This window comes from Amycolatopsis sp. cmx-11-32 (genome assembly GCF_047608695.1).
In the GTDB taxonomy this organism is placed as follows: Bacteria; Actinomycetota; Actinomycetes; order Mycobacteriales; family Pseudonocardiaceae; genus Amycolatopsis.
This window is the reverse complement of sequence record NZ_JADNQN010000012.1, coordinates 248,668-269,539: the sequence shown is the minus strand read 5'-3', so window position 1 is coordinate 269,539 and position 20,872 is coordinate 248,668. Positions and strand designations below refer to the sequence as shown.

24 protein-coding genes are annotated in these 20,872 nt (G+C 68.9%); 14 read left to right on the top strand and 10 right to left on the bottom strand.

Annotated features, from left to right (window positions below; all coding sequences use genetic code 11):
* The first annotated feature begins 125 nt into the window (after window positions 1-125).
* A complete protein-coding gene (locus ACM6LR_RS30870; protein WP_414945058.1) occupies window positions 126-494 on the top strand; it encodes a DUF3817 domain-containing protein in 369 nt (122 codons plus the stop codon).
* A gap of 62 nt (window positions 495-556) precedes the next feature.
* On the opposite strand, the gene ACM6LR_RS30865 is transcribed toward ACM6LR_RS30870, so the two are convergent.
* Entirely contained in the window at window positions 557-1,057 is a 501-nt protein-coding gene (locus tag ACM6LR_RS30865) for a MarR family winged helix-turn-helix transcriptional regulator (protein ID WP_414941479.1), read from the bottom strand.
* 182 nt (window positions 1,058-1,239) lie between these two features.
* Here ACM6LR_RS30865 and ACM6LR_RS30860 point away from each other — a divergent pair, with 182 nt between their 5' ends.
* Window positions 1,240-1,542: an MTH1187 family thiamine-binding protein gene (locus ACM6LR_RS30860; protein ID WP_093935487.1), complete on the top strand. Its 303-nt coding sequence runs from the start codon at window positions 1,240-1,242 to the stop codon at window positions 1,540-1,542.
* 1 nt (window position 1,543) lies between these two features.
* Here the strand turns inward: ACM6LR_RS30860 and ACM6LR_RS30855 are convergent, their stop codons facing one another.
* Complete coding sequence (locus ACM6LR_RS30855) at window positions 1,544-1,927, bottom strand: hypothetical protein (protein WP_414941478.1); 384 nt, start codon at window positions 1,925-1,927, stop codon at window positions 1,544-1,546.
* Window positions 1,928-2,058: 131 nt separating this feature from the next.
* On the opposite strand from ACM6LR_RS30855, the gene ACM6LR_RS30850 reads away from it, so the two are divergent.
* Window positions 2,059-3,036 carry a tetratricopeptide repeat protein gene (locus tag ACM6LR_RS30850; protein WP_414941477.1) on the top strand — a complete coding sequence of 326 codons (978 nt, stop codon included), beginning with the start codon at window positions 2,059-2,061 and terminating at the stop codon, window positions 3,034-3,036.
* Window positions 3,037-3,398: 362 nt separating this feature from the next.
* On the opposite strand, the gene ACM6LR_RS30845 is transcribed toward ACM6LR_RS30850, so the two are convergent.
* Window positions 3,399-4,871 (bottom strand): neutral zinc metallopeptidase, encoded by a 1,473-nt coding sequence (locus tag ACM6LR_RS30845; protein ID WP_414945057.1) that lies wholly within the window; start codon window positions 4,869-4,871, stop codon window positions 3,399-3,401.
* A 138-nt stretch (window positions 4,872-5,009) separates the two neighbouring features.
* Here ACM6LR_RS30845 and glgP point away from each other — a divergent pair, with 138 nt between their 5' ends.
* Window positions 5,010-7,550: an alpha-glucan family phosphorylase gene (gene glgP / locus ACM6LR_RS30840; RefSeq protein ID WP_414941475.1), complete on the top strand. Its 2,541-nt coding sequence runs from the start codon at window positions 5,010-5,012 to the stop codon at window positions 7,548-7,550.
* Between the two features lie 211 nt (window positions 7,551-7,761).
* The gene (locus tag ACM6LR_RS30835) at window positions 7,762-8,586 is read left to right on the top strand and encodes a hypothetical protein (RefSeq protein WP_414941474.1); all 825 of its coding nucleotides are present in this window, start codon (window positions 7,762-7,764) and stop codon (window positions 8,584-8,586) included.
* Window positions 8,587-8,590: 4 nt separating this feature from the next.
* On the opposite strand, the gene ACM6LR_RS30830 is transcribed toward ACM6LR_RS30835, so the two are convergent.
* Window positions 8,591-8,986, bottom strand: coding sequence for a rhodanese-like domain-containing protein (locus ACM6LR_RS30830; RefSeq protein WP_414941473.1), 396 nt, complete (start codon window positions 8,984-8,986; stop codon window positions 8,591-8,593).
* A gap of 76 nt (window positions 8,987-9,062) precedes the next feature.
* Complete coding sequence (locus ACM6LR_RS30825) at window positions 9,063-9,611, bottom strand: cysteine dioxygenase (protein ID WP_414941472.1); 549 nt, start codon at window positions 9,609-9,611, stop codon at window positions 9,063-9,065.
* A gap of 352 nt (window positions 9,612-9,963) precedes the next feature.
* Between ACM6LR_RS30825 and ACM6LR_RS30820 the strand changes: the two genes are divergently transcribed.
* Genes ACM6LR_RS30820 through ACM6LR_RS30795 form a run of 6 tightly spaced genes read left to right on the top strand, consistent with a single transcriptional unit; the run spans window position 9,964 to window position 14,556 of the window.
* Window positions 9,964-10,776: an ABC transporter ATP-binding protein gene (locus ACM6LR_RS30820; protein ID WP_414941471.1), complete on the top strand. Its 813-nt coding sequence runs from the start codon at window positions 9,964-9,966 to the stop codon at window positions 10,774-10,776.
* Window positions 10,777-10,831: 55 nt separating this feature from the next.
* Complete coding sequence (locus ACM6LR_RS30815) at window positions 10,832-11,611, top strand: enoyl-CoA hydratase/isomerase family protein (protein ID WP_414945056.1); 780 nt, start codon at window positions 10,832-10,834, stop codon at window positions 11,609-11,611.
* A gap of 5 nt (window positions 11,612-11,616) precedes the next feature.
* Window positions 11,617-12,579: a class I SAM-dependent methyltransferase gene (locus tag ACM6LR_RS30810; protein ID WP_414941469.1), complete on the top strand. Its 963-nt coding sequence runs from the start codon at window positions 11,617-11,619 to the stop codon at window positions 12,577-12,579.
* 1 nt (window position 12,580) lies between these two features.
* Entirely contained in the window at window positions 12,581-13,750 is a 1,170-nt protein-coding gene (locus tag ACM6LR_RS30805) for a THUMP-like domain-containing protein (protein ID WP_414945055.1), read from the top strand.
* A 27-nt stretch (window positions 13,751-13,777) separates the two neighbouring features.
* Window positions 13,778-14,140: an HAD family acid phosphatase gene (locus ACM6LR_RS30800; protein WP_414945054.1), complete on the top strand. Its 363-nt coding sequence runs from the start codon at window positions 13,778-13,780 to the stop codon at window positions 14,138-14,140.
* 41 nt (window positions 14,141-14,181) lie between these two features.
* Complete coding sequence (locus ACM6LR_RS30795) at window positions 14,182-14,556, top strand: DUF427 domain-containing protein (RefSeq protein WP_414941466.1); 375 nt, start codon at window positions 14,182-14,184, stop codon at window positions 14,554-14,556.
* A 109-nt stretch (window positions 14,557-14,665) separates the two neighbouring features.
* Here the strand turns inward: ACM6LR_RS30795 and ACM6LR_RS30790 are convergent, their stop codons facing one another.
* Window positions 14,666-15,385: a hypothetical protein gene (locus ACM6LR_RS30790; RefSeq protein ID WP_414941465.1), complete on the bottom strand. Its 720-nt coding sequence runs from the start codon at window positions 15,383-15,385 to the stop codon at window positions 14,666-14,668.
* A gap of 66 nt (window positions 15,386-15,451) precedes the next feature.
* On the opposite strand from ACM6LR_RS30790, the gene ACM6LR_RS30785 reads away from it, so the two are divergent.
* Window positions 15,452-16,228, top strand: coding sequence for a helix-turn-helix domain-containing protein (locus ACM6LR_RS30785; RefSeq protein ID WP_414941464.1), 777 nt, complete (start codon window positions 15,452-15,454; stop codon window positions 16,226-16,228).
* A 28-nt stretch (window positions 16,229-16,256) separates the two neighbouring features.
* A complete protein-coding gene (locus tag ACM6LR_RS30780) occupies window positions 16,257-16,685 on the top strand; it encodes an acyl-CoA thioesterase (protein ID WP_414941463.1) in 429 nt (142 codons plus the stop codon).
* Here ACM6LR_RS30780 and ACM6LR_RS30775 read toward each other — a convergent pair whose 3' ends face one another.
* The gene (locus tag ACM6LR_RS30775) at window positions 16,686-16,946 is read right to left on the bottom strand and encodes a GNAT family N-acetyltransferase (protein ID WP_414941462.1); all 261 of its coding nucleotides are present in this window, start codon (window positions 16,944-16,946) and stop codon (window positions 16,686-16,688) included.
* Entirely contained in the window at window positions 16,943-17,278 is a 336-nt protein-coding gene (locus ACM6LR_RS30770) for a hypothetical protein (RefSeq protein WP_414945053.1), read from the bottom strand. The genes ACM6LR_RS30775 and ACM6LR_RS30770 overlap by 4 nt, the downstream gene beginning before the upstream one ends.
* 318 nt (window positions 17,279-17,596) lie before the next feature.
* Between ACM6LR_RS30770 and ACM6LR_RS30765 the strand changes: the two genes are divergently transcribed.
* Window positions 17,597-18,460, top strand: a complete 864-nt coding sequence (locus ACM6LR_RS30765) for a nitroreductase/quinone reductase family protein (RefSeq protein WP_414945052.1) — start codon at window positions 17,597-17,599, stop codon at window positions 18,458-18,460.
* Window positions 18,461-19,034: 574 nt separating this feature from the next.
* Here ACM6LR_RS30765 and ACM6LR_RS30760 read toward each other — a convergent pair.
* The gene (locus tag ACM6LR_RS30760; RefSeq protein ID WP_414945051.1) at window positions 19,035-19,823 is read right to left on the bottom strand and encodes an alpha/beta hydrolase; all 789 of its coding nucleotides are present in this window, start codon (window positions 19,821-19,823) and stop codon (window positions 19,035-19,037) included.
* A 7-nt stretch (window positions 19,824-19,830) separates the two neighbouring features.
* Window positions 19,831-20,859 carry a sigma-70 family RNA polymerase sigma factor gene (locus ACM6LR_RS30755; RefSeq protein WP_414941459.1) on the bottom strand — a complete coding sequence of 343 codons (1,029 nt, stop codon included), beginning with the start codon at window positions 20,857-20,859 and terminating at the stop codon, window positions 19,831-19,833.
* Window positions 20,860-20,872 lie beyond the last annotated feature (13 nt).

Here is a 20,872-nt window from a genome sequence, read left to right as displayed (position 1 = left end):
GCCTCACACTGGTCCTACCACGTCCGACAGCGCTGTTGACGTCCCTGGCGAGTTCGCCTTGGACAGTGCTCGTCGGACGTAGTCATGTAGACATACGCAGTGGTGAGACGCATGAGGAGGAGAAAGTGTCCAGCAAGGCCGCTCTAGTATTCCGCGTGGCCGCGGTAGCCGAAGCCCTCTCCTGGGCCGGGCTGCTGGTCGGGATGTTCCTCAAGCGCGTCGTCGGCGCCGGCGATGGCGGAGTTCCCGTCCTCGGCATGGTGCACGGTGTCGTGTTCGTCCTCTACGTGCTGGTCTCCCTCTCCGTGGCGAAGTCTCTGGGCTGGCGCCCGAAGACCCTGATCCTCGCGCTGCTCGCCAGCCTCCCGCCGCTGTTCACCTGGCTGTTCGAGTCCTGGGCGCTGCGCAGCGGCAAGCTCGACGGCCCGCAGCGGCTGTCGCACGGCGGTGTCGGCCTGTTCGCGGGCAAGTCGCCGGAGCCCGTCGCCGTCTGATCTTCCGATAGCACGCGAAAGGCCCCCGTCCAGTGGATGGGGGCCTTTCGCGTACTGGGTGGCTATTCGGAGAAGTCGCCGGTGGCCTTGCGGACCTTGGTGAGCAGGTCGGTCAGCTGCTCGGTCTGCTTCCCGGTGAGCCCGGTCAGCCCGAAGTCGATCTCCGTGACCGCCTTCGTGGCCTCTTCGCGGCGTGCGCGGCCTTCATCGGTGATCTCGACCAGCGTGGTCCGGCGGTCGGTCGGATGCGGGACGCGCTTCACCAGCCCGTCCTTTTCCAGCCTGTCGACGATGTTGGTGACGCTCGTGGGGTGCAACTGCAGCCGTTCGCCCATCACGCGCATCGGCAGGTGGGACGCGCGGGCGAAGGTCAGCAGGACCAGCGCTTCGTACCGGGCGAAGGTCAGCCCGTGCGGTTTGAGCGCACCGTCCACCGCGGACTGGATGATCTGTTGCACGCGCATGATCCCGGTCACCGCGGCCATGGTTTCGGACGGCCCGATACGGGCTTCCCACAGCTGCGCCGCGCGGGCGATCGGGTCGAACGGCAACGGACGGCTCATGGCGCTCGAAGTTACCAGCGGGTACCCGTGCCACGCGCACGACCGGGTGTTACGCGGGCGAAAAGTGTCTGAATGTCTCTGTGGCGAACCCGCGATCGACGTCGGCCAGGGCGGGTGCACGCGTGCGGTCGCTTTTCAGGTACATCTTAGCTCCGCCAGCAGGCTCTAACGAGGAGCAGAAGATGATCGTGGCCTTCAGTGTCAGCCCGTCCGCGGCCGAGGAAGACGGCGGTGTCAGTGAGGCGGTCGCCCGCGCGGTGAAAGTGGTGCGCGAGTCCGGCCTGCCGAATTCGACCAACGCCATGTTCACCAACATCGAAGGGGAGAGCTGGGACCAGGTCATGGACGTCGTCAAGCGGGCCGTCGAGGCCGCCGGTGAGGGTTCGTCGCGGGTCGGGCTGGTGCTCAAGGCCGACATCCGGCCGGGCTACGAAGGCCAGCTGACCGCGAAGGTGGAGCGCGTCGAGAAGCACCTGGGCGGCTAGCTCAGGGGAGCGGTGGGGTCAAGGAGACCATCCACAGCTCGTCCTTCACCGCGACGGCCACCGCGTAGTCGAACGCGCGGCCGTCGGCCAGTTTCCCGCTGACGGTCGCCGAAGTCGGCGACAGGTCGTCCGGCGTGAATCGCACCGTGACGTCGTGGGCGCCGCGGCCCGCCAGCGCTTCGACGTAGGACTTCGCGAAGTCGTCCGCCGACGCGGGCGGGTAGTCGATGAGCTCGGAGAGGGCCTCGGCGTCGTGCCGGTTGAGCGCGACGGTGAGGTCCTCCCTGAGCTGCCCCGGCGTGCCGACACCGGGATCGGGCTGATGGCCGATCAGCACGGTGATGACGCTCACCCAGGTGACGGCCATGGCGATCGCGACGGCCACGGTGGCCGTCCTGCGTGTCGGAATGTCGATCACCCCCTTCGGGGAGGAGCCTGCCGGAACGGACCCGTCCTGCCAAGCGGCAGGCGGGGGCATGCGGTGAAACGCTCAGGGATGCGTGCCAGGATGGAACCGTGACACACCCACGCGGATCAGCAGCGAAGACAGCGGCGATGTCCGCCGCGCTTTCCGGCGCGGTCGACCTTTCCGCGCTCAAGGCGCGTGCCGAAGCGCCCCAGAAACAGCCCCCGGCGCCACCGCGGCCCCCGGCGGACGGAGCCGGGCCCGGTCCCGCCCCGGCCGCGGGCGGTGCCGTGATCGAAGTCACCGAAGCGACCTTCCAGGCCGAGGTCGTCGAGCGATCCCTGCAGCAGCTGGTGGTCGTCGACCTGTGGGCCGAATGGTGCGGGCCGTGCAAGCAGCTCAGCCCGGTACTGGAACGCCTCGCCGCCGAGTCCGGCGGTGCCTGGGTGCTCGCGAAGGTGGACGTCGACGCCAACCCGCGTATCGCGCAGCTCTTCGGCGCGCAGTCGATCCCGACGGTCATCGCCATCGGCGGCGGCCAGCCGGTCGACGCGTTCTCGGGCGCGCTGCCCGAACCCGAGATCCGCAAGTGGCTCGGTTCGCTGCTCGACGCGCTGCGTGACCGGCTGCCCGGCATCAAGGCGGCCGAGGAGGACGGCGGCGGCGTCGAGGTGCCGGAGGACACGCGGTTCACCGAGGCCGAGGAGGCCTTCGAACGCGGTGACTTCGCCGAGGCGCAGGCGGCCTACGAGCGGATCCTCGACGTCGAGCCGTCGAACGAGGAGGCCAAGACCGCGCTCGCGCAGGTCAAGTTCACCGCACGTGCCGAGGCCGCGGGCCCGGACGCGATCACGAAGGCCGACGCCGACCCGGCCGACCTCGACGCCCAGCTCGCCGCGGCCGACCTCGAAGTCGCCGGACAGCAGCCCGAAGCGGGCTTCGCGCGGCTGATCGCGGCCGTGCGGCGTACCGCGGGCGACGACCGCAACAAGGTGCGCGAGCACCTGGTGGCGCTGTTCGACCTGTTCGATTCCGCGGACGAGCGGGTCATGAAGGCGCGACGGGATCTGGCGAGCGCGCTTTACTGAGGTTTCGTCCGACCTTGAGCCAGAACGCCGTGAAGGCCTCTTGCCCTACCTTGACGATGAAGGAATGGGGACGTCGAGTGTCCCCATTCCTGCATCGTCGCGGGGTCATACCGGTTGCGGAGCTTGATCGACAGAGGTTCGGGGACATGCCTTTCCCACTCAACAGCGCTGACCAGCGGCTCTACAACTTTGCCGGGGCCTGACCTTCTTGAAGGTAGGGAAGGAGGCCTTCACGGCGTTGGGCGCTCTGCCCTGACTTCGGGCACCTTCGCAACCCCCGGACGTGATGAACGGGACTTTCAGTGCGAATTTCGCACTGAAAGTCCCGTTCATCACACTTCAGGGAGGCGTGACCGGACCGATCAGCCGTACTGCGTCGAGCACACCGCGGAGCTCTCCAGGTAGCCCTTCCGCAGCGCCTCGATCCGCTCGAAACCGTTTTCCACCCGCTTGCCGTTGACGTCGGCCGACACCAGGCTCTCCGGGCTCAGCAGATCCGAGATGGCCTCGTCGAGGTCACCGGCGGAAAGCCGCAGCGTCGCGCCGGGCACCGAGCTGGCCTTCGCCCACGCGCCGACCAGGCACGCGGTGCGCAGTCCCGCGTTCGCGTTGTCGATCGACGCGCCGACACCCTTCTGGATGCCCATCGCGTAGCGGGACGCGATTTCCGAGAACGCGGCGAAGTCGCCCTTGCCCTCGCTGTGCCCGCTCTTCCATTCGGCTTCCTGGTCGACCGGCTGGGCGAGTTCGCGCAGCTTCGCCATGTCGATGCTGACGGTGTTGTTCGACGGGCAGTACGACGCGGGCGGGGTGCTGGGGCCGCCGGAGCAGCTGCCGTTGCCGTCTTCAGTGATCTCCGGGCCGGGGACGCCGGCGCCCTTGAAGGCGTCGTCGAGGCTCTTCTTCAGGATCCCGATGATCTCGGCGTCGAGCTTCTCGTCGCCCTTGCCCTTGTCACCCTTGTCGAACGGGCGCTCGGTGATGCGTGCCTTGATGTTCTCCTCGTTCATCGTCGCGCATTCCTTCGGGCCCTTCTCGAACCCGACCTGGAACGCGTACGTGCGGTCGAACGCCGTGCCGTGCGCGCCCTGTTTGGTCGCGCTGGTGCCCGCCTGGTCGCGGATCAGGAACAGCGAAGCCATGACCTGGTTGAGGCCCTCGGACGTGGAGACGCGGTAGAACTTGCTCTTGTCCTCGGCGACCCAGCGGAAGTAGCCGCCCGCGAAGCAGTCGGCCTGCTGCTCCTTGACGATCGACGGGGTGTTCTTCTTGATGCTGGCCTTCTCGCCGAGCCGGTACTGCACGGCGTGCCCGAGTTCGTGCGCGAGCACGACCGCGCCCGCCATCTTCCCGAACCGTTCGCGCAGCATCGGGAGCAGCACGCCGCGGTCCCACGCCACCAGGTCACCCGGCGGGCAGTAGAACGCGTTGACGAGCTTCTTGACGCTCCCGCATTCGGTCTCTTCGTTGTCGGTCTTCGCGCTGTAGGACAGCAGCGCCTTCAGCGGCTCGTACGGCTGGCCGAAGTCGCGCGGCATGACCTCGGTCCAGTAGGCCTGCGCGTCGGCGATCGCGGCGATGGCGAGCTGGTCGTCTTCGGAGCCGTCCTCGTTGCGGACCTGCAGGTCCGGTTTGGGCGCGTCCGGCTTCAGCCCGCTCTCGAAATGCGTGACCGGCAGGCCGGCGATGTCACCGGCGCCCGGCTGGCTGCCGTCCTTGCCGGTCCCCGAGCTTCCCTTGTCGCCGCAAGCGCTGAGCCCGAGGGCCAGCGCCACCACGATCGCGATCAGAGCCGGGCGGCGCAGGCCCCGATCTCCCCCTTGGATCATGTTCACTCGCTTGTCGTCAGGGCCCCGACCGGGCCGCGTACACCGGCAAGCAGGGACCCTACCCAGCGCATATGGCCCGCGTTCAGGTAATCCCCGAAGTGGGTCTTGAGCGGGGCTGGACCGTGGGCGATATGGTCGCTCTTCATGAGAGCTGTCCGCCGGTTCACCGTCCGCGCGAGCCTGCCGGAGTCGCTCTCCGGCCTCGGTGACCTCGCCACGAATCTGCGCTGGACCTGGCATCCGCCCACCCGCGACCTGTTCGCGTCGATGGACGCGGAGCTCTTCAACCGCGTCCGCGACCCACTGCGGATGCTCACCGCCCTGTCCCCGGCCCGGCTCGACGAACTGGCCGTCGACGACGCCTTCCTCGCCCACGCGCGCGAGGCGGTCGCCGATCTGGACCGCTACCTCGCCGAGCCGCGCTGGTACCAGAAGCAAGACGACACCGACCTCCCGCCGGCCGTCGCGTACTTCTCGATGGAGTTCGGCGTCACCGAGGCGCTGCCGAACTACTCCGGCGGTCTCGGGGTGCTCGCCGGGGACCACCTCAAGGCGGCGTCGGATCTCGGCGTGCCGATGGTCGGCGTCGGGCTGCTCTACCGCGCCGGGTACTTCCGGCAGGCGCTTTCGCTCGACGGCTGGCAGGTCGAGCACTACCCGGTGATCGACCCCAACGCCTTCCCGCTGGAACTGCTGACCGACGGCGGCGAGCCGGTGCTGGTCGACGTCGCGATGCCCGCGGGGCGCACGCTGCACGCGCAGATCTGGAAGGCCCGCGTCGGCCGGATCCCGTTGTTGCTGCTGGACACCGATACCGAGGTCAACGACGAGGACCTGCGCGCCGTCACCGACAGGCTCTACGGCGGTGACGCCGACCATCGCATCCGGCAGGAGATCCTGTCCGGGATCGGTGGCTTCCGCGCGGTGCGGCGCTACTGCGAGCTGACCGGGCATCCGCAGCCGAAGGTGTTCCACACCAACGAGGGCCACGCCGGATTCCTCGGGCTGGAACGCGCCCGCGAGATCATCCAGGCCGACGGGCTGGCCTTCGACGAGGCGCTGCCCGCCGTCCGCGCCGGGACCGTGTTCACCACGCACACGCCGGTCAGTGCCGGGATCGACCGGTTCCCCGTCGACCTCGTTCAGCGGTACTTCACCGACGGCAGGCTGGTCCCGGACGTCGACCCGCGCCGTGTGCTCGCGCTCGGCGCCGAGGACAACCCGGGCCTGTTCAACATGGCGCATATGGGACTGCGGCTCGCGCAGCGCGCGAACGGCGTCTCGGCGTTGCACGGCCGCGTGTCACGGCGGATGTTCTCCCGGCTGTGGCCAGGGTTCGACTTCGACGAAGTGCCCGTCTCGTCGGTCACCAACGGCGTCCACGGGCCGACCTGGGTGGCGCGCGAACTGAGCGCCCTGCTCGGGCGCAACCACGAGGAACTGGGCCTCGACAGCGCCCAGGGCAAGCCGTTGCGGGACGGCGTCAGCGACGAGCAGCTGTGGGCACTGCGCCGGGAACTGCGCGAGAAGCTGGTCGCCGAGGTGCGGCGTCGGGTGCGGGCCGCGTGGATGCAGCGTGGCGCGTCCGCGCTCGAACTCGGATGGACCGACACGGTCTTCGACCCGGACGTGCTGACCGTCGGCTTCGCGCGCCGCGTGCCGACGTACAAACGGCTGACGCTGATGCTGCGCGACCCGGAGCGTCTGCGCGCGCTGCTGCTGGACGAGCGGCGCCCGATCCAGCTCGTCGTCGCGGGCAAGTCGCATCCGGCCGACGACGGCGGCAAACAGCTGATCCAGCAGATCGTCCGGTTCGTCGACGATCCCGAGGTCCGGCGCCGGATCGTCTTCCTGCCGGACTACGACATGTCCATGGCGCGCTACCTCTACCGCGGTTGCGACGTGTGGCTGAACACGCCGGTGCGGCAGCTGGAGGCCTGCGGGACGTCGGGGATGAAGTCCGCGCTCAACGGCGGCCTCAACCTGTCCATCCGCGACGGCTGGTGGGACGAGTGCTACGACGGGAGCAACGGCTGGGCGATCCCGACCGCGGACGGCGTCACCGACCCGCTGCGCCGTGACGAACTGGAGGCCGCGGCGCTCTACGACCTGCTGGGCCACCAGATCGCGCCACTGTTCTACGACCGCGACGCCGGCGGTGTACCCGGTGGCTGGCTGTCGATGGTGTGGCACACGCTGGAGACCCTCGGGCCGCGCGTGCAGGCTTCGCGCATGGTGCGGGAGTACGTCGAGTCCGGCTATCTGCCCGCCTCGCGGATGGTCGCGGAGGCGACGGGCGACGGGTACCGCGGCGCGCTTTCGCTGGCCGACTACCGGACCAAACTGGACGTTTCCTGGCCGCGGGTGCGGATCTTCGACACCGAACTGCTCGTCGAGGACGCCGCGCCGATGGTCACCGGTACCGAGGTGACCATCCGGGCGCGGATCGACCTCGCCGGCCTCGAACCGTCCGAAGTGGACGTTCAGGCCGTCGTCGGGAAGGTCGGCGACGGGGACGAGTTGAGCGAGCCCGTCACCGTACCGATGTCCGGCGACGGGATCGGCGCGTTCGCCGCGCGGCTGAAGCTGCCGCATCCGGGTTCGATCGGTTACACCGTCCGCGTACTGCCGAAACACCGTCTGCTCGCCACTCCGGCGGAACTCGCGCGAGTGGTCCTGGCCTGAGCTGAAGGGGACTTTCCCCGCATGCGACGCGGTGAAAGCGCCCTTCGCCGCGTGGGACGCGGGGAAAGTCCCCTTCAGCTCCGCGCGCCTGCTTATTTGCTTGTCAAGCCGGTAGTGAACAAAGGAAATCCTCGATCTTCGATTTCTGCCGAACAATGATGAACACGCAGGTGAAATAGACTTTGCCGGGCCGATCCCGAATGACGGAGGAATGGTGGCCTCGGCGAAGGAAACGAGAATGTCGCGCAGGGCCAAGGATCGGCTGCACCACGTCCATGCCCGCGCCGGGATCCGGCAGACCGGCCTCGGCCAGGCGCTGGGTCCGGAGCTGCGGGCCATCTGGGGAGTCGCCGACGACGCCGAGCCCGGCAGGGTGCGGGAGATCGTCCTTTTGCGGCTGAACCGCGTCCTCGAACGCTTCGCCGATCCTCTCGTACCCGAAATCGTCTGGACCGCCTACAACCTCGGCGTGGATCCGGTCGACGGCGGGGCGGGCATGGTCGGCCGGATCAGGACCATGGTCGGCCGCGGCCGGGTGGCGGTTTCCGAGCGCACCTGCACCCGGCGGTTCTACGACTTCCTGGGGAGCGTCAAGAACAGCCTGGACGGTTTCCAGGAGGACCTGACCGGTGAAGACTTCAGGCTCGCTTCGGGGTGGATCGCCGGGAACGTCCGGCCGGAACGGGACGAGCCCGCCCGCGGCCCCGAGCCGACGGTGATGCGGATGTTCCTCGACGGCACGGTGTGGGGTCCGGCGGACGAAGCGGGGGCGCCGCTCCCGGCCCGCGTCGGCGGGCGGGGCGACTGGTTCTGCGTCTTCACCGACGAGCGCCTGCTCGCCGAGTACCGCGCGGCCACCGGCGCCCGCTGGATCCGGGTCCGTCACCGGACCGGCCGCGAGGTCGTACTCGCGGCCGCCAGGCGTGGCGTGGCGACCGGCGTCCTCGTCAACCCCAGTCCGGTGCCAGGCGCCGGGATCCACGCGGCGCTTCCGCTCACGCCGGACTCGATCGCCCGGTTGACGGTCCGCCGGTAGGGCGTCAAGGAACGGCGGGGGTGCCGCCCTCCCGGATCGGGAGGCCGGCCGAGCGCCACGCGCGGAACCCGCCTTCGAGGTCGGTCGCACCCGGCAGCCCGAGCCGCTGCAGGTCGGCGGCCGCCAGGCTCGACGAGTACCCCTCGTTGCACACCACGATCACCGTCGAGTCCGGTTTCACCTCCGGCAGCCGCCATTCGCTGTCCGGCGCCAGCCGCCATTCGAGGTGGATCCGCTCGACGACCACCGAGCCGGGGATCTCGCCCTCTTCGAGCCGGTTGACGTGCGGGCGGATGTCCACGATCAGGGCGCCGTCGCGGTGCAGCCGTTGTGCCTGCCCTGGTTCCGCCCGGTCCAGTCCGGACCGGGCGGCGGCCAGCAGGTCGTCGATCGCGCTCATGCCTGCTCCTCGTAACGGGTCACTTTGCGTAGCATGAGCGGGCACACTGTGTTGTTTGACTCGCTCGCACGCTCGCTCATCGGCCCAGTATCGGGGCCAGCGAGGGGATCTCGGCGGGAACGTCGGCGAGCGTGACGTATTCACGGGTCGCGACCAGCGGCGGCGAGTAGGCGTGGACGCTGGCCGCGGGCTCGGTGCCGATTCCGGTCATCTGGTGCGCGCGCCCCGCTCCGAAGCCGATGCCCTCACCCGCGACGTGCGTGCGGCGCCGGATCGGGCCGCCGGGGTAGCGGTACTCCTCACCGAGTTCGCCCTGCAGCACGGTGAACGAGCCGGACGCGCCGCCGTGGTCGTGCGGTTTGGTCTGCTGGCCGGGCAGCCAGGACAGCAGCCACAGTTCGACGCCGTCGGTCAGCGCGAGCCGCGCCCACCAGCGGTGGTCCTCGTCGAAGCGCAGCAGGCCGCGCAGGCCCGTGGTGAGTTCCGTGGTGACGGTGGAGGTCAGCTCGGCCAGTTCCCTTGGCGTCCAGAGCAGGCGCTCGGGGCGCAGCAGTTCCGGGAGCAGCGGGTCGATCAGCTGAGGGTGGATCTCGAAGTCTTGGCGGGGGGAGATGGAGGTGGTCACCGTGAGGCTCCTCGTGGTTTCGCGGGCTCGGAAGCGGGGCCGAACGCGGCGCGACACGGGTGCCACGGCACACGGGACTCGTGTGCCGTCGGAAGAGTGGGACTCAGCCGTGTCGCGCGGTGGTACACCCGCACGAGGCGACGAGGAGCAGGTCGATGGTCCGGCGGCGCCAGAAAGAGCCCCCGATGACGGGGAAGGCGGCGGGCACGGACCTGATCACGCCTTCGATCGTGCCACAGGTCCGGCGGCCGTGGTTGTTCCGGACAGCTCCGTCCCATTCCCTGGACCAGCCGCTTTCCCCTGACCGGCGGCCCGGTGCACACGCGCGCGCCTGTGCGGACACAATGGGCGCGTGAGCGAGCCGATCCAGCCCAGCGAACTTGACGACCTCGTGGTGAGGATGACCGGTGTCGGGGTCCGCCGAACAGGCAACGACCTCCTCGCCGACCTCGACTGGACCGTGGAACTGGACGAGCGCTGGGTGGTGCTCGGCCCGAACGGCGCGGGCAAGACCACCCTGCTCCGGCTGGCCGCGGCCGAACTTCACCCGACCTCGGGAACGGTCGACCTGCTCGGCGACCGGATCGGCAAGGTCAACATCTTCGAGCTGCGCCCGCGGATCGGGTTCACCTCGGCCGCGATCGCCCAGCGGGTGCCGGGCGAGGAGCGCGTCGTCGACGTCGTGGTGAGCGCCGGGTACGCCGTCGTCGGCCGCTGGCGTGAGGAATACGACAGTCTCGACACCGACCGCGCCCGCGAACTGCTGACCGCGCTGGGCATCCCGCATCTGGCCGAGCGCACTTTCGGCACGCTGTCGGAGGGCGAGCGCAAGCGGACGCTGATCGCGCGTTCGCTGATGACCGACCCTGAGATGCTGCTGCTCGACGAGCCCGCCGCCGGACTCGACCTCGGCGGCCGTGAGGACCTGGTCGCGCGCCTGTCCGAGCTGGCCCTCGACCCGGAGGCCCCGGCCATGGTGCTCGTCACCCATCACGTGGAAGAAATCCCGCCGGGATTCACCCACGCGCTGCTGCTGCGCGACGGCCGCGCGGTCGCTTCCGGACTCGTCGACGACGTCGTGACCAGCGACAACCTGTCCAAGACGTTCGACCAGGACCTCCTGCTCGAACGGTCCGGTGATCGCTACTTCGCCCGACGGCGTTGACAGGTCGTACTGACCGGTAGCCTGCAATCTGTCTTGGACGGTTAAGGAGGACGGCGTGGGAGAGTTCGTAAGCCTGGAGGTCGAAGGTGGAGTCGGCACGATCCGGCTGGACCGCCCGCCGGTCAACGCACTGAACAACCAGGTGCAGGCCGAGCTCGCCGAGGCGGCGCGTGAGGCCTCCGAGCGCGACGACGTACGCGCCGTGATCCTCTACGGCGGCGAGAAAACCTTCGCGGGCGGCGCGGACATCAAGGAGATGGCCGAGCGCACCTACCCCGAGATCGCGAAGTTCGGCGCGGCGCTGACGGCGTCGCTGGCCACCATCGCGAACATCCCGAAGCCGGTCGTCGCGGCCATCACCGGCTACGCGCTGGGTGGCGGCCTCGAACTCGCGCTGACCGCAGACCGCCGGATCGCCGGCGACAACGTCAAGGTCGGCCAGCCGGAGATCCAGCTCGGCGTCATCCCCGGCGCCGGTGGCACGCAGCGCCTCGCGCGGCTCATCGGCCCGAGCAAAACCAAAGACCTCGTGTTCACCGGCCGCTTCGTGAAGGCCGAAGAGGCGCTGGCGCTGGGCATCCTCGACGAGGTCGTCGGGCCGGACGACGTCTACGCCGCCGCGCACAAGTGGGCCTCGCAGTTCGCGAACGGCCCGGCAGTGGCGCTTCGCGCCGCGAAGGCCGCGATCGACGGCGGTCTCGACACCGACCTCGCGAGCGGCCTCAAGCTCGAATCACACCTCTTCGCCGCGCTGTGGGCGACCGAAGACCAGCGCAACGGCATGAAGTCGTTCATCGAAAACGGCCCTGGCAAGGCCGCCTTCGAGGGGAAGTAAGCACGATGACCCAGGTGAACGATCCGGCGCCGAACCCGCACGCCACCGCCGAAGAGGTCAAAGCCGCCTTCGGCGATCCCAAGCTCGCCAACGTGCTCTACCACGACTGGGAAGCCGGGACCTACGACGAGAAGTGGTCCATCTCCTACGACGAGCGCTGCATCTCCTACGCGACCGACGTGTTCAACACGGCCGTCGGTGAAGACAGCCAGCCGTACCCGACCGCGATGGAACTGGGCAGTGGCACCGGTTTCTTCCTGCTGAACCTGATGCAGGGCGGCGTGATCAAGAAGGGGTCGGTCACCGACCTCTCGCCGGGCATGGTCCAGGTCGCGCTGCGCAACGCCGAGAACCTCGGCCTCGACGTCGACGGCCGGGTCGCCGACGCGGAGCGGATCCCCTACGAGGACAACAGTTTCGATCTCGTCGTCGGACACGCGGTGCTGCACCACATCCCGGACGTCCGCGCGGCGTTCGCCGAGGTGCTGCGGGTGCTGAAGCCGGGTGGCCGGTTCGTGTTCGCGGGCGAGCCGACGAAGGTCGGAGACTTCTACGCGCGCAAGCTCGGCCAGATCACCTGGTACCTCACCACGAATCTGACGAAGCTCCCGGCGCTGAACGGCTGGCGTCGTCCGCAGGAGGAACTCGACGAGTCCTCCCGTGCGGCCGCGCTGGAGGCCGTGGTCGACATCCACACGTTCGATCCGGCGGACCTCGAGTCGATGGCCCGTGGCGCGGGCGCGCAAGATGTCCGCGCGGTCACCGAGGAGTTCGCCGCCGCGCTCGCGGGCTGGCCGATCCGGACCTTCGAAGCCGCCGTACCGCAGGAGAAGCTGACCCTGCGCTGGCGCCTGTTCGCGTACCGGCTCTGGCTGCGACTGTCCGCTTTGGACAAGAAGCTGCTCGCCAAGGTGCTGCCGCGCGAACTGTTCTACAACGTGATGATCACCGGCACCAAGCGATCGTAGGTTGCCGTATCAGTTCACCCTCGACGACGTCGCCTTCCTGCGCTCCGGCGCGGGAAGCGCGGCGATCGCCGAGTGCTCGTCCCTGCCGCTGACCGACAAGACCCGCATCGCCGACGTCGCCGCCGTCCGCCGGATCGCCCCGGACCACGCGGCGGCGGTACTGGAAACGGTGGTGCTGCGGCGGAAGTCGTCGTCCAAGCTGGACTTCGCGGGGTCGTGGCTGTTCACCGGCGACGCACTCCAGCAGGCCAGCGCGACCGCGGTCGCCCGGCATCGGGCCTCGCGGCTGGCCGACCGTGACGTCCACGACGTGACCTGTTCAGTCGGCGCGGACCTGGTCGAGATCGCCAGGGTCGCGCGCCGGGCGATGGGGTCCGATCTGGACGAGGTCCGGCTGGCGATGGCCCGGCACAATTCCGGTGAGGCCGGTGTTTCGCCGGGGTTACTGCGTGCGGACGCGTTGCGGCCGGTCAGCCGTTCCTCGGTGGTCGTCGCCGATCCGGCCCGCCGCGATTCGGCCGGACGCCGAGCGTGGAAACCTACCGATTTCTTCCCGCCGCTGGACGGCCTCGTCGAGGCGTACGCGGGACGCGACTTGTCGGTCAAATGCGCGCCAGGCCTCGACTTCTCCATCGCGCCCTGGGCGGACGAGGTCGAGCTCGTTTCGCTCGACGGTCAGGTCCGCGAGGCGTGCCTGTGGCGCGGCGTGGGCTCCACCGTGTCCCGGCGCGCGACGGTGTTGCGTTCGGACGGTGCACAGTGGACGGTCACCGACGCCGATCCCGACGAGATCCCCGCGCGTGAACCGGGTGAATGGATCATCGACCCCGACGGCGCCGTCGTCCGGGCGGGACTCGTGCGGCATTACGCGGCGCGGCACGGCTTGTGGCAGCTCGACGAGCGCATCGCGTATCTGACCGGAGACGTTCCGCCGCTGGGAATCCGGGCGTTCCGGGTGTTCGAGCACGGACCGTACAGCGAGAAGAACCTGCGCGTATTGCTGAGAAAGCACGATATCGGCCGGCTGGAGATCCTTGTCCGCGGACTCGATATCGACCCGGATGCGTTGCGGCGCAAGCTGAAACCGCGCGGCGGCGAAGAAGCGACCTTGGTACTGACCAGAATCGGCCGTTCTGGAGTAGCGTTCCTGTGCCGCGCACAGCTGACGTGAGGAATCAGGACGACGCCGACTGGCGGCTTGGCCACGAGCCCACCGCTATCGGCCAGTCAAACTCGACGGCATGCACCGGCACTCGGACAACAGCCGCTTCGTCTCCGACACCGAACGCCAGGTTCCAGTGCCGCGGTCGCTCGAGAACCTCGCGAAGGAGGGCTTACCGGCGCCGGCCGGGGCGTTCTTCAAGCCGAAGACCACCGCGCCGGGCTATCTGCCGTCCAGGACAAGGCGGGCACGCGGAAGCACATCGCCTCGACCGGCGCGACCATCGTGGCCGACTTCGGCGACCGGTTCAGCGACCTCGAAGGCGGTTACGCTGAGTTCCCGGTGAAGCTGCCGAACCCGATGTGCCACTGCCCTGACGGAATATCCCGGCCGGTTTGATTGCTGTCCCTGGTATCGGAAACCCCCGAGGGAGCTGATCCATGCCTGACAAGAAGGTGCTGAAGCCGAGCGCGGACCACCCGATCACGGTGGCGCCGAACAAGGCGCGCGTGGTCGTCACGGTCGGTGGGAAGGTCGTGGCGGACAGCGCGAACGCGCTCACGCTGCAGGAGGCGAACTACCCGCCGGCGCAGTACATCCCCCGTGCCGACGTCGACTTCGGCGTGCTGGAGCGGACGGAACACTCGACGTACTGCCCGTTCAAGGGCGATGCGTCCTACTACAGCATCCGTACCGGTGACGGCGTCGCCGAGAACGCCGTGTGGACCTATGAGGCGCCGCACGACGCGGTCGCCGAGATCAAGGACCACTTGGCGTTCTACCCGGCGAAGGTCGACGCGATCGAAGAGCACTGACCGTCGCCACACGCGGTCCAGCCGTGTGATGAACGGGACTTTTATTGCAGATTTGCAATAAAAGTCCCGTTCATCACGTCGCAGGGCCTTCCGGGTTACGGCCCCATGGTCACGGAATGTGATTGATCCGGTCCCCGTCGGCGGCCAGTGAGGTGTCGGGTTCGATCCGCCAGGCCTCCAGTCCGGGCGCCTTGACGAGCGCGTCGATCAAGGCCTCCTCACCGGCGACGAGGGTCGAGTCGAAGTCGATCTCGGTGGCCACGCACCACGCGCGGTCGTCCGGCCAGAACAGGTTGGGGGACTGCGCCTCGAACCAGTTCGGCCGTGGCCGCCAGCCGAGTTCCGTCGCCGAGGCCAGCGGCCCGGCGAACATCAGGTAGTCGCGGCCGGGATGCCGCAGGCGTGGCGCGTCGAGGTGCTCTCGGGACAACGTCGCCTCGTCGGCCCAGTCGTAGCCTTCCCAAAGGCAGAACCAGGTGTCCGAAGTGGACGTATGGTCGCCGAGGACGCCCAGCAGAGCGGTGAGACTGTGCGCGGGCAGAGTGCCTCGACCTGGCGGGGAGCCCCGCCAGAGCGAGCCGGTGGGGTTCACCGGATCCGGGGAGCCCGCCAACGCGTGCCACTGCATGGCGCCGTGGGCACGCCGTCCAGTCTCGGCCGCGGCTTCGCTCCAGGTGGCCCAGCCGCCGCGGTCGCGTTCGGCAGGGTGGCAGAGCCGGGCGTAGGCGGCGTAGCCGTGTGGGACCGTGCGGCAGGTCGCGCCGAACGTCCCACCGAGCCTGGAGGAGATCCACTCGGCGGGGGACGGGTCGAGTATCGGCCGCAGCACGCTGGCAGTCTTCAGCAAGATCAAGTGGCGCGCATCTTGTCGGTGGGTGGGGGCATACTGCCGGGCGTGGGTGTTCCGCTGCGTCGCCGTTCGGGCCGTTCGGTGTATCGCGAAAGCAAGCCTGCCGCGGCGGTGGCAGGTGTGGTCGAGACTGCGTGGACGGGCTTGGTGGGCCGCAGCCGTCCGCTGAGGGTGTTCCCGGACGGCTGTGTGGACCTCGTCTGGGACGGACGAGGGCTCGCCGCGGTCACCACGGTGCGCGGTGTGCTGCGGCATGAGCTGCCGTCGGCGGACTGGACCGTCGGGCTCCGCCTGCGGTGCGGTGCCGGTGGCGCGGTGCTGGGACTGCCGATGACGGAGCTGACGGCGGACGCCACCCCGTTGCGTGAACTGTGGGACGCGAGGGCCCGTCGCGCGGAATCCAGGCTGGCCGCGTGCGTGACGCCTGGCGAGGCGCGTTCTGTGCTGGAGGCACTGGTCGCCGACCGGATCCGGGACGTCGAGCTGGACGGGCTCTCGATCGCGGCCGCTCGCGCGTTGCGTTCGCCCGGCGCTCGCACCGACCGGGTGGCGGCGGAGTTGGGTGTGAGCGAGCGCGGCCTTCGACGGCACGTGCGGCACGACGTCGGCGTCGGTCCCAAGGAGCTGCAGCGGGTGCTGCGGTTCCACCGGTTCCTCAAGCGGGTCGAGGCCGTGGCGCGGGACCATGCGTCGCTCGCCGACGTCGCCGCCGATGTGGGTTACGCGGATCAATCCCATCTCGGACGGGAGTGCCGCCGGCTGTCGGGCGCCTCGCCCGGCGCGCTCGTGCGGTCCTGGGCTGGCCGAAACGTTCCAGACTGAGGCGGCCTGCCGAGGCGAAGATCGGGAAGTGCTCGAACCCTTCCGCATCACCATCGACGTCCGCACGGACGATCTCGACATCAATGGTCACGTACGCGGCCCCGCCTACCTCGCGTACGCCGATCACGCGCGCTGGGAATGCGTGTGGGCGGCCGGAGTGGATCCGCTGGCGCTCAAGGCCGAGAACCTCGGCCCGGTCAACCTCGAAACGACGGTCCGGTTCCGCCGTGAGCTTCGTGCCCGCGCGCGGATCGACGTCCTGACCCGGTTCACCTGGGAGCCGGGCAAAGTGTCACGGGTCGCCCAGGAATTCGTGACACCCGAAGGCGCCGTGGTGGCCGAGGTGGAGAGCCTTTCCGGATTGCTGGATCTGGAACGACGACGGCTGGTCCCGGAGCCCGGACGGTACTGGCGGAAGTACGCCGTGCGGCCGGAAGTCCTCGGCCTGGCCCCGTGATCACCCGGCCCTCCGCTGGTAGAGACTGGTCGGCCACTTGGCCGTCGGCGGGTCCGCCACGTGCTCGAAGCCCGCGCGCTCGTAGAACTCACGTAAGGCCGGGTTGGTGCTCGTGGTCGCCACCCGGACGAACGCCTTGCCCTGTGCCGCGCCTTTCGAGCCGACCCAGTCGATGACCCGGATCCCGAGCCCGGCTCCGGCCGCCTCCCGTGCCACCGCGAGGCGGCCCAGATAATAGGCGGGTTCCGTGGCTTCACTCAAAGATCCGGTTCCGCTTCGACGATCACACAGGTCGCTATCGGCTCGCCGCGCCGGATGATCAGCAATACTTCACCTCTTTCGATCTGTCGGAGAATTTGTTCTCGCGGAAAACGTCGCGGCCATTGGCGGATTCCGCGTCCGGCCAGCCAGGCCGCGGCTTCGGCGAGAAGGTCGAGTATCGCGTCCTCCTCGCCGGTGCGCGCCGGACGTGCTGGGCCTGCCCGTGCCGTTGGCCGAAGATCTGCCTGGGGCTGTGTGGAAATAGGGACGTTGATTGTCCCTACTTCCACACAGCTCTCAGCCTGCTTCCCGCTGGAGGGCTCGCTGATCAACGCCCACAACGTTGAATGACTCGAACACGGGCACTTACGAAAGATGGTTCAGTTCTGCCGTGGCAGCAGGCAGGTGCACGAGAAGCCGGCCTTGTGCTAACGTCGTCGCCGAGCCCCGTATGGGCCTACGCATGGAGGTAGCGGCTACTCAGCCACCAGAGATCGGCACACCCCGTCTCTCGTATTCAGTCATCCCCGCGTCGTGGGATGACGCCTCCATGCGATGCGCCCGAAACCGGGCGTATCCAGGTTCGTGTGCTCTTCTTTCGGTGGTGGTTCCGCGCCCTCCTGTCGACACTTCGATGGGAAAGGATCGCGTTGACCGGCTTCAACGACCAGGTGATCGAGGAATTCAGGCAGAACAAGGGAAAACTCGGCGGCATGTTCGAGGGGTGGGAGCTCATCCTGCTCACCACCACCGGCGCCAAGAGCGGCAAGCGGCGTACGAATCCGTTGGGGTACCTCGAAATCGACGGCAAGACCGTCGTCGTCGCTTCGAACATGGGAGCGCCGAAGCATCCGGGGTGGTATCACAACATCCGGCACGACCAGCGTGTCACGATCGAGACGGGAACCGAGAGCTACGAGGCGATCGCGGCCGTTCCGCCGTCGGCGGAACGTGACGTGCTGTTCGAGAAGATCGTCGCCGAGGAGCCGGGATTCGCCGAGTACCAGGCGAAAACGACGCGGGTGCTGCCCGTCGTGATCTTGCATCGGATCGACGACCGGGTGCGGGGGATGGGGGACTTCCTGGTGGAGGTCCACGAGTGGCTGCGCGAGGAACTCAAGACGTTGCGCGCCGGGGTCGACGACATCGTGGCAGGGCGCGCGGATTCGCTGGTCATGGAGAATTCCCTGCGGGCGCACTGTGTTTCGTTCTGCGAGGCACTGACCAAACATCATTCCGGCGAGGACATGGGAGCGTTTCCGATGCTGGCCCAACGGTTTCCCGCGCTCGCCCCGGCTTTGACGAAGCTGGGAGAGGAGCACGCCGTCGTCGCGGAGTCGCAGAAGCGGATCCGCGCACTCGTCGAGGGGTACGTCCACGGCGAGAGTGACCCGGTCCGCTTGCGTGACGACTTCGAGGCGCTCGCGGGCAGGCTCGAAACACATTTCGCCTACGAGGAGGAAACCGTCGTCGCGGCGCTCAACGTGACGGCGCCGGCACCGGACTTCGGCTGATCGGCGGCGACTTCGGCTGATCGGCGGCGGCGCCCTGGGGTTTCGGCCCCGGGGCGTGTATCATTGCGGGTGGCGGCGCCCTCTCGGCGTGACGCCGATCCTGCGCGAGGCGGGTGGAAATCATCCCTGACCTCGCCGAAGACCGCGAACGAGCGGTCCCCTCCGAAAGGTTTCGCCGTTAACACTTACAGCACGGACAGTGCGCTGTTCAGCCATCCGCTCGACGCTCAGGTCGAGCGAAACGACCATGCGACCCCCCAGGGAGAGCGATACGTGGATCTTTTTCGCGAACCCTCTTACCCCGCACCGGAACCTTCGGCCGACGCCGTTCGTTGATCGGACGGTCCCAAGCTTTGGGTGTCGTGTCGTCCAAGCACGCTCGCGCAGAAGTCGCTGCGGGCGTCGCCTTTCGTGCGCCGTGGCGTGACACAAGCTGAAACCCGCCCTGGCCATCGACAAGAAACGACGACATGACCTCAGTTCTAAGACGCCCCAAGGCCGACCGCCTCGGCCGCAAACTCAACCCCGGCCACTGCTTGTCACTGCGCCGGAGCGCGCGGCGAGCCTGAGCCCGTCAGCGGCCCGCGATGGCATCGATCAGCGCCGGGCCGTCGGAGAACGCCGGGTCGTTGTGGTCGGCGCCGGGAACTTCGATCGTCTTCGCGCCGGCCGCCCGCGCCACTTCGCGGCTTTGCCCGGCCGGGACGATCGAGTCCGCGGAGCCGTAGACCACGGTGACCGGGGCTTTTACCCGTGCGATGTTGTCCCGCGTCGGGAATTCGTCCCGCAGCAGCCACCGGACCGGCAGGAACGGGTAGTGCCGCTGCCCGACCGACGCGAGGTCGACGAACGGCGAGCGCAGTACGAGCGCGGACGGCGGATGTTCGGTGGCCAGTTCGGTGACGACCGCCGAGCCGAGGCTCTCGCCGAAGTACACCAGCGGCGTTCCGGCCTCGCGCAGCAGGAACTCCCGCGCGGCGCGGACGTCCCGCGCGAGCCCGTCCTCGGACGGATCGCCGGGATTGCCCCCGTAGCCGCGATAGTCCAGTAGCAGCACCGACAGCCCGCGCGCGGTCAGCGCGCGGGCCATCGGTGCGCGGTGCGACTGGTTCCCGGCGTTGCCCGGCGCGACGAGCACGGTCGCCTTCGCCTGAGCGACCGGGAAGTACCAGCTCACGAGACTCAGCCCGTCCGAGGTGGTGAGCGTGACGTCCCGACCGCCGGGCAGGACGTCGGCGGCACTGAGCCGCGGATCGCCCTCGGGGAGGTAGATCAGCTTGCGCTGGAAGGCGAACGCGCCGCCGAAGAGCACCCCGACGATGGTGACGACCACCGCCAGACCGATCACCATCTTCTTGCGCATCCCCCGGTCAGGGTTTCGTCGGAGGAAGGCCGAACCGTGCGAACAGGGCCGGATCGAGGAACGAGGTGATCTCGGAGATCCGATCGTCACGGAGGGACAGCACGTTGATCGACCAGGCGTGGTGCGTGACGTCGGCCGATTCGCCGACGTAGCAGGCGACGGCGGGCTGACCGTTGGCGGTGATGATCTCGTTGCGCCAGCTCGGGCACCGGCCGATCGGGACCTCGACGGCGAAGTCGGCGACGGCCTCGATGCCGCGGTACCAGTGGGCGAGCGGCGGCATGGACCAGGTGACGTCTTCGGTCAGCAACGCCACGAGCGCGTCCGCGTCGCCGCGGTCGAGCGCCGAGGCGAAGTCCGCGGCGATCTCGCGGATCCGCGCGTCTTCGAGCTTCCGCAGCGTCTGCTGCTGGTTCGGTGACGGGACCTTCTCGGCCACGATCGCCCGCGCGCGTTGCAGCGCGCTGTTCACCGCCGCGACCGAAGTGTCCATCGTGGACGCGATTTCCGCGGCGGAGAAGCCGAGGACGTCGAAGAGCAGCAGTGCCGCCCGCTGGTTGCCCGGAAGGTGTTGCAGCGCCGCGACGAACGCCAGTTCGACGGCCTCACGCTGCTCGTAGCGGGTGTCGGGCCCCGCCGAGCCTCGGCCGAGGCTCCCGTCGGGGTACGGGCCGAGCCACGCGACCTCGGTCACCGGGGCTTGTTCGAGCACGGCCCGCTCGCTCGACGGGCCGAGGTCCATCGGCAGGGCGCGCTTGCCGCGCGCGGCGGCGGTGTCGAGGCAGGTGCGGGTGGCGACGGTGTAGAGCCAGGTGCGCATCGAGCTGCGGCCCTCGAAGCGCTCCAGCCCCCGCCAAGCCCGCAGGAGCGCGTCCTGCAGGGCGTCGTCGGCGTCGTGGGTCGAGCCGAGCATGCGGTAGCAGTGGGCGTGCAACTCGCGGCGCAGCGGTTCCACCAGGCGGTTGAACGCCGCGTCGTCCCCGTTACGGGCTTCGGCGACGTCCGGGTCCTCGGCGCGCAAGATATCTTCGCTCACAAGCGATGATTGT

What these genes read in the sequence shown, in the direction of transcription:
- ACM6LR_RS30865 (WP_414941479.1), bottom strand. Translation starts at nt 1,057, where the DNA reads ATGAGCCGTCCGTTGCCGTTCGACCCGATCGCCCGCGCGGCGCAGCTG.
- ACM6LR_RS30860 (WP_093935487.1), top strand. Translation starts at nt 1,240, where the DNA reads ATGATCGTGGCCTTCAGTGTCAGCCCGTCCGCGGCCGAGGAAGACGGC.
- glgP (WP_414941475.1), top strand. Translation starts at nt 5,010, where the DNA reads ATGAGAGCTGTCCGCCGGTTCACCGTCCGCGCGAGCCTGCCGGAGTCG.
- ACM6LR_RS30835 (WP_414941474.1), top strand. Translation starts at nt 7,762, where the DNA reads ATGGTGGCCTCGGCGAAGGAAACGAGAATGTCGCGCAGGGCCAAGGAT.
- ACM6LR_RS30830 (WP_414941473.1), bottom strand. Translation starts at nt 8,986, where the DNA reads ATGAGCGCGATCGACGACCTGCTGGCCGCCGCCCGGTCCGGACTGGAC.
- ACM6LR_RS30810 (WP_414941469.1), top strand. Translation starts at nt 11,617, where the DNA reads ATGACCCAGGTGAACGATCCGGCGCCGAACCCGCACGCCACCGCCGAA.
- ACM6LR_RS30795 (WP_414941466.1), top strand. Translation starts at nt 14,182, where the DNA reads ATGCCTGACAAGAAGGTGCTGAAGCCGAGCGCGGACCACCCGATCACG.
- ACM6LR_RS30760 (WP_414945051.1), bottom strand. Translation starts at nt 19,823, where the DNA reads ATGCGCAAGAAGATGGTGATCGGTCTGGCGGTGGTCGTCACCATCGTC.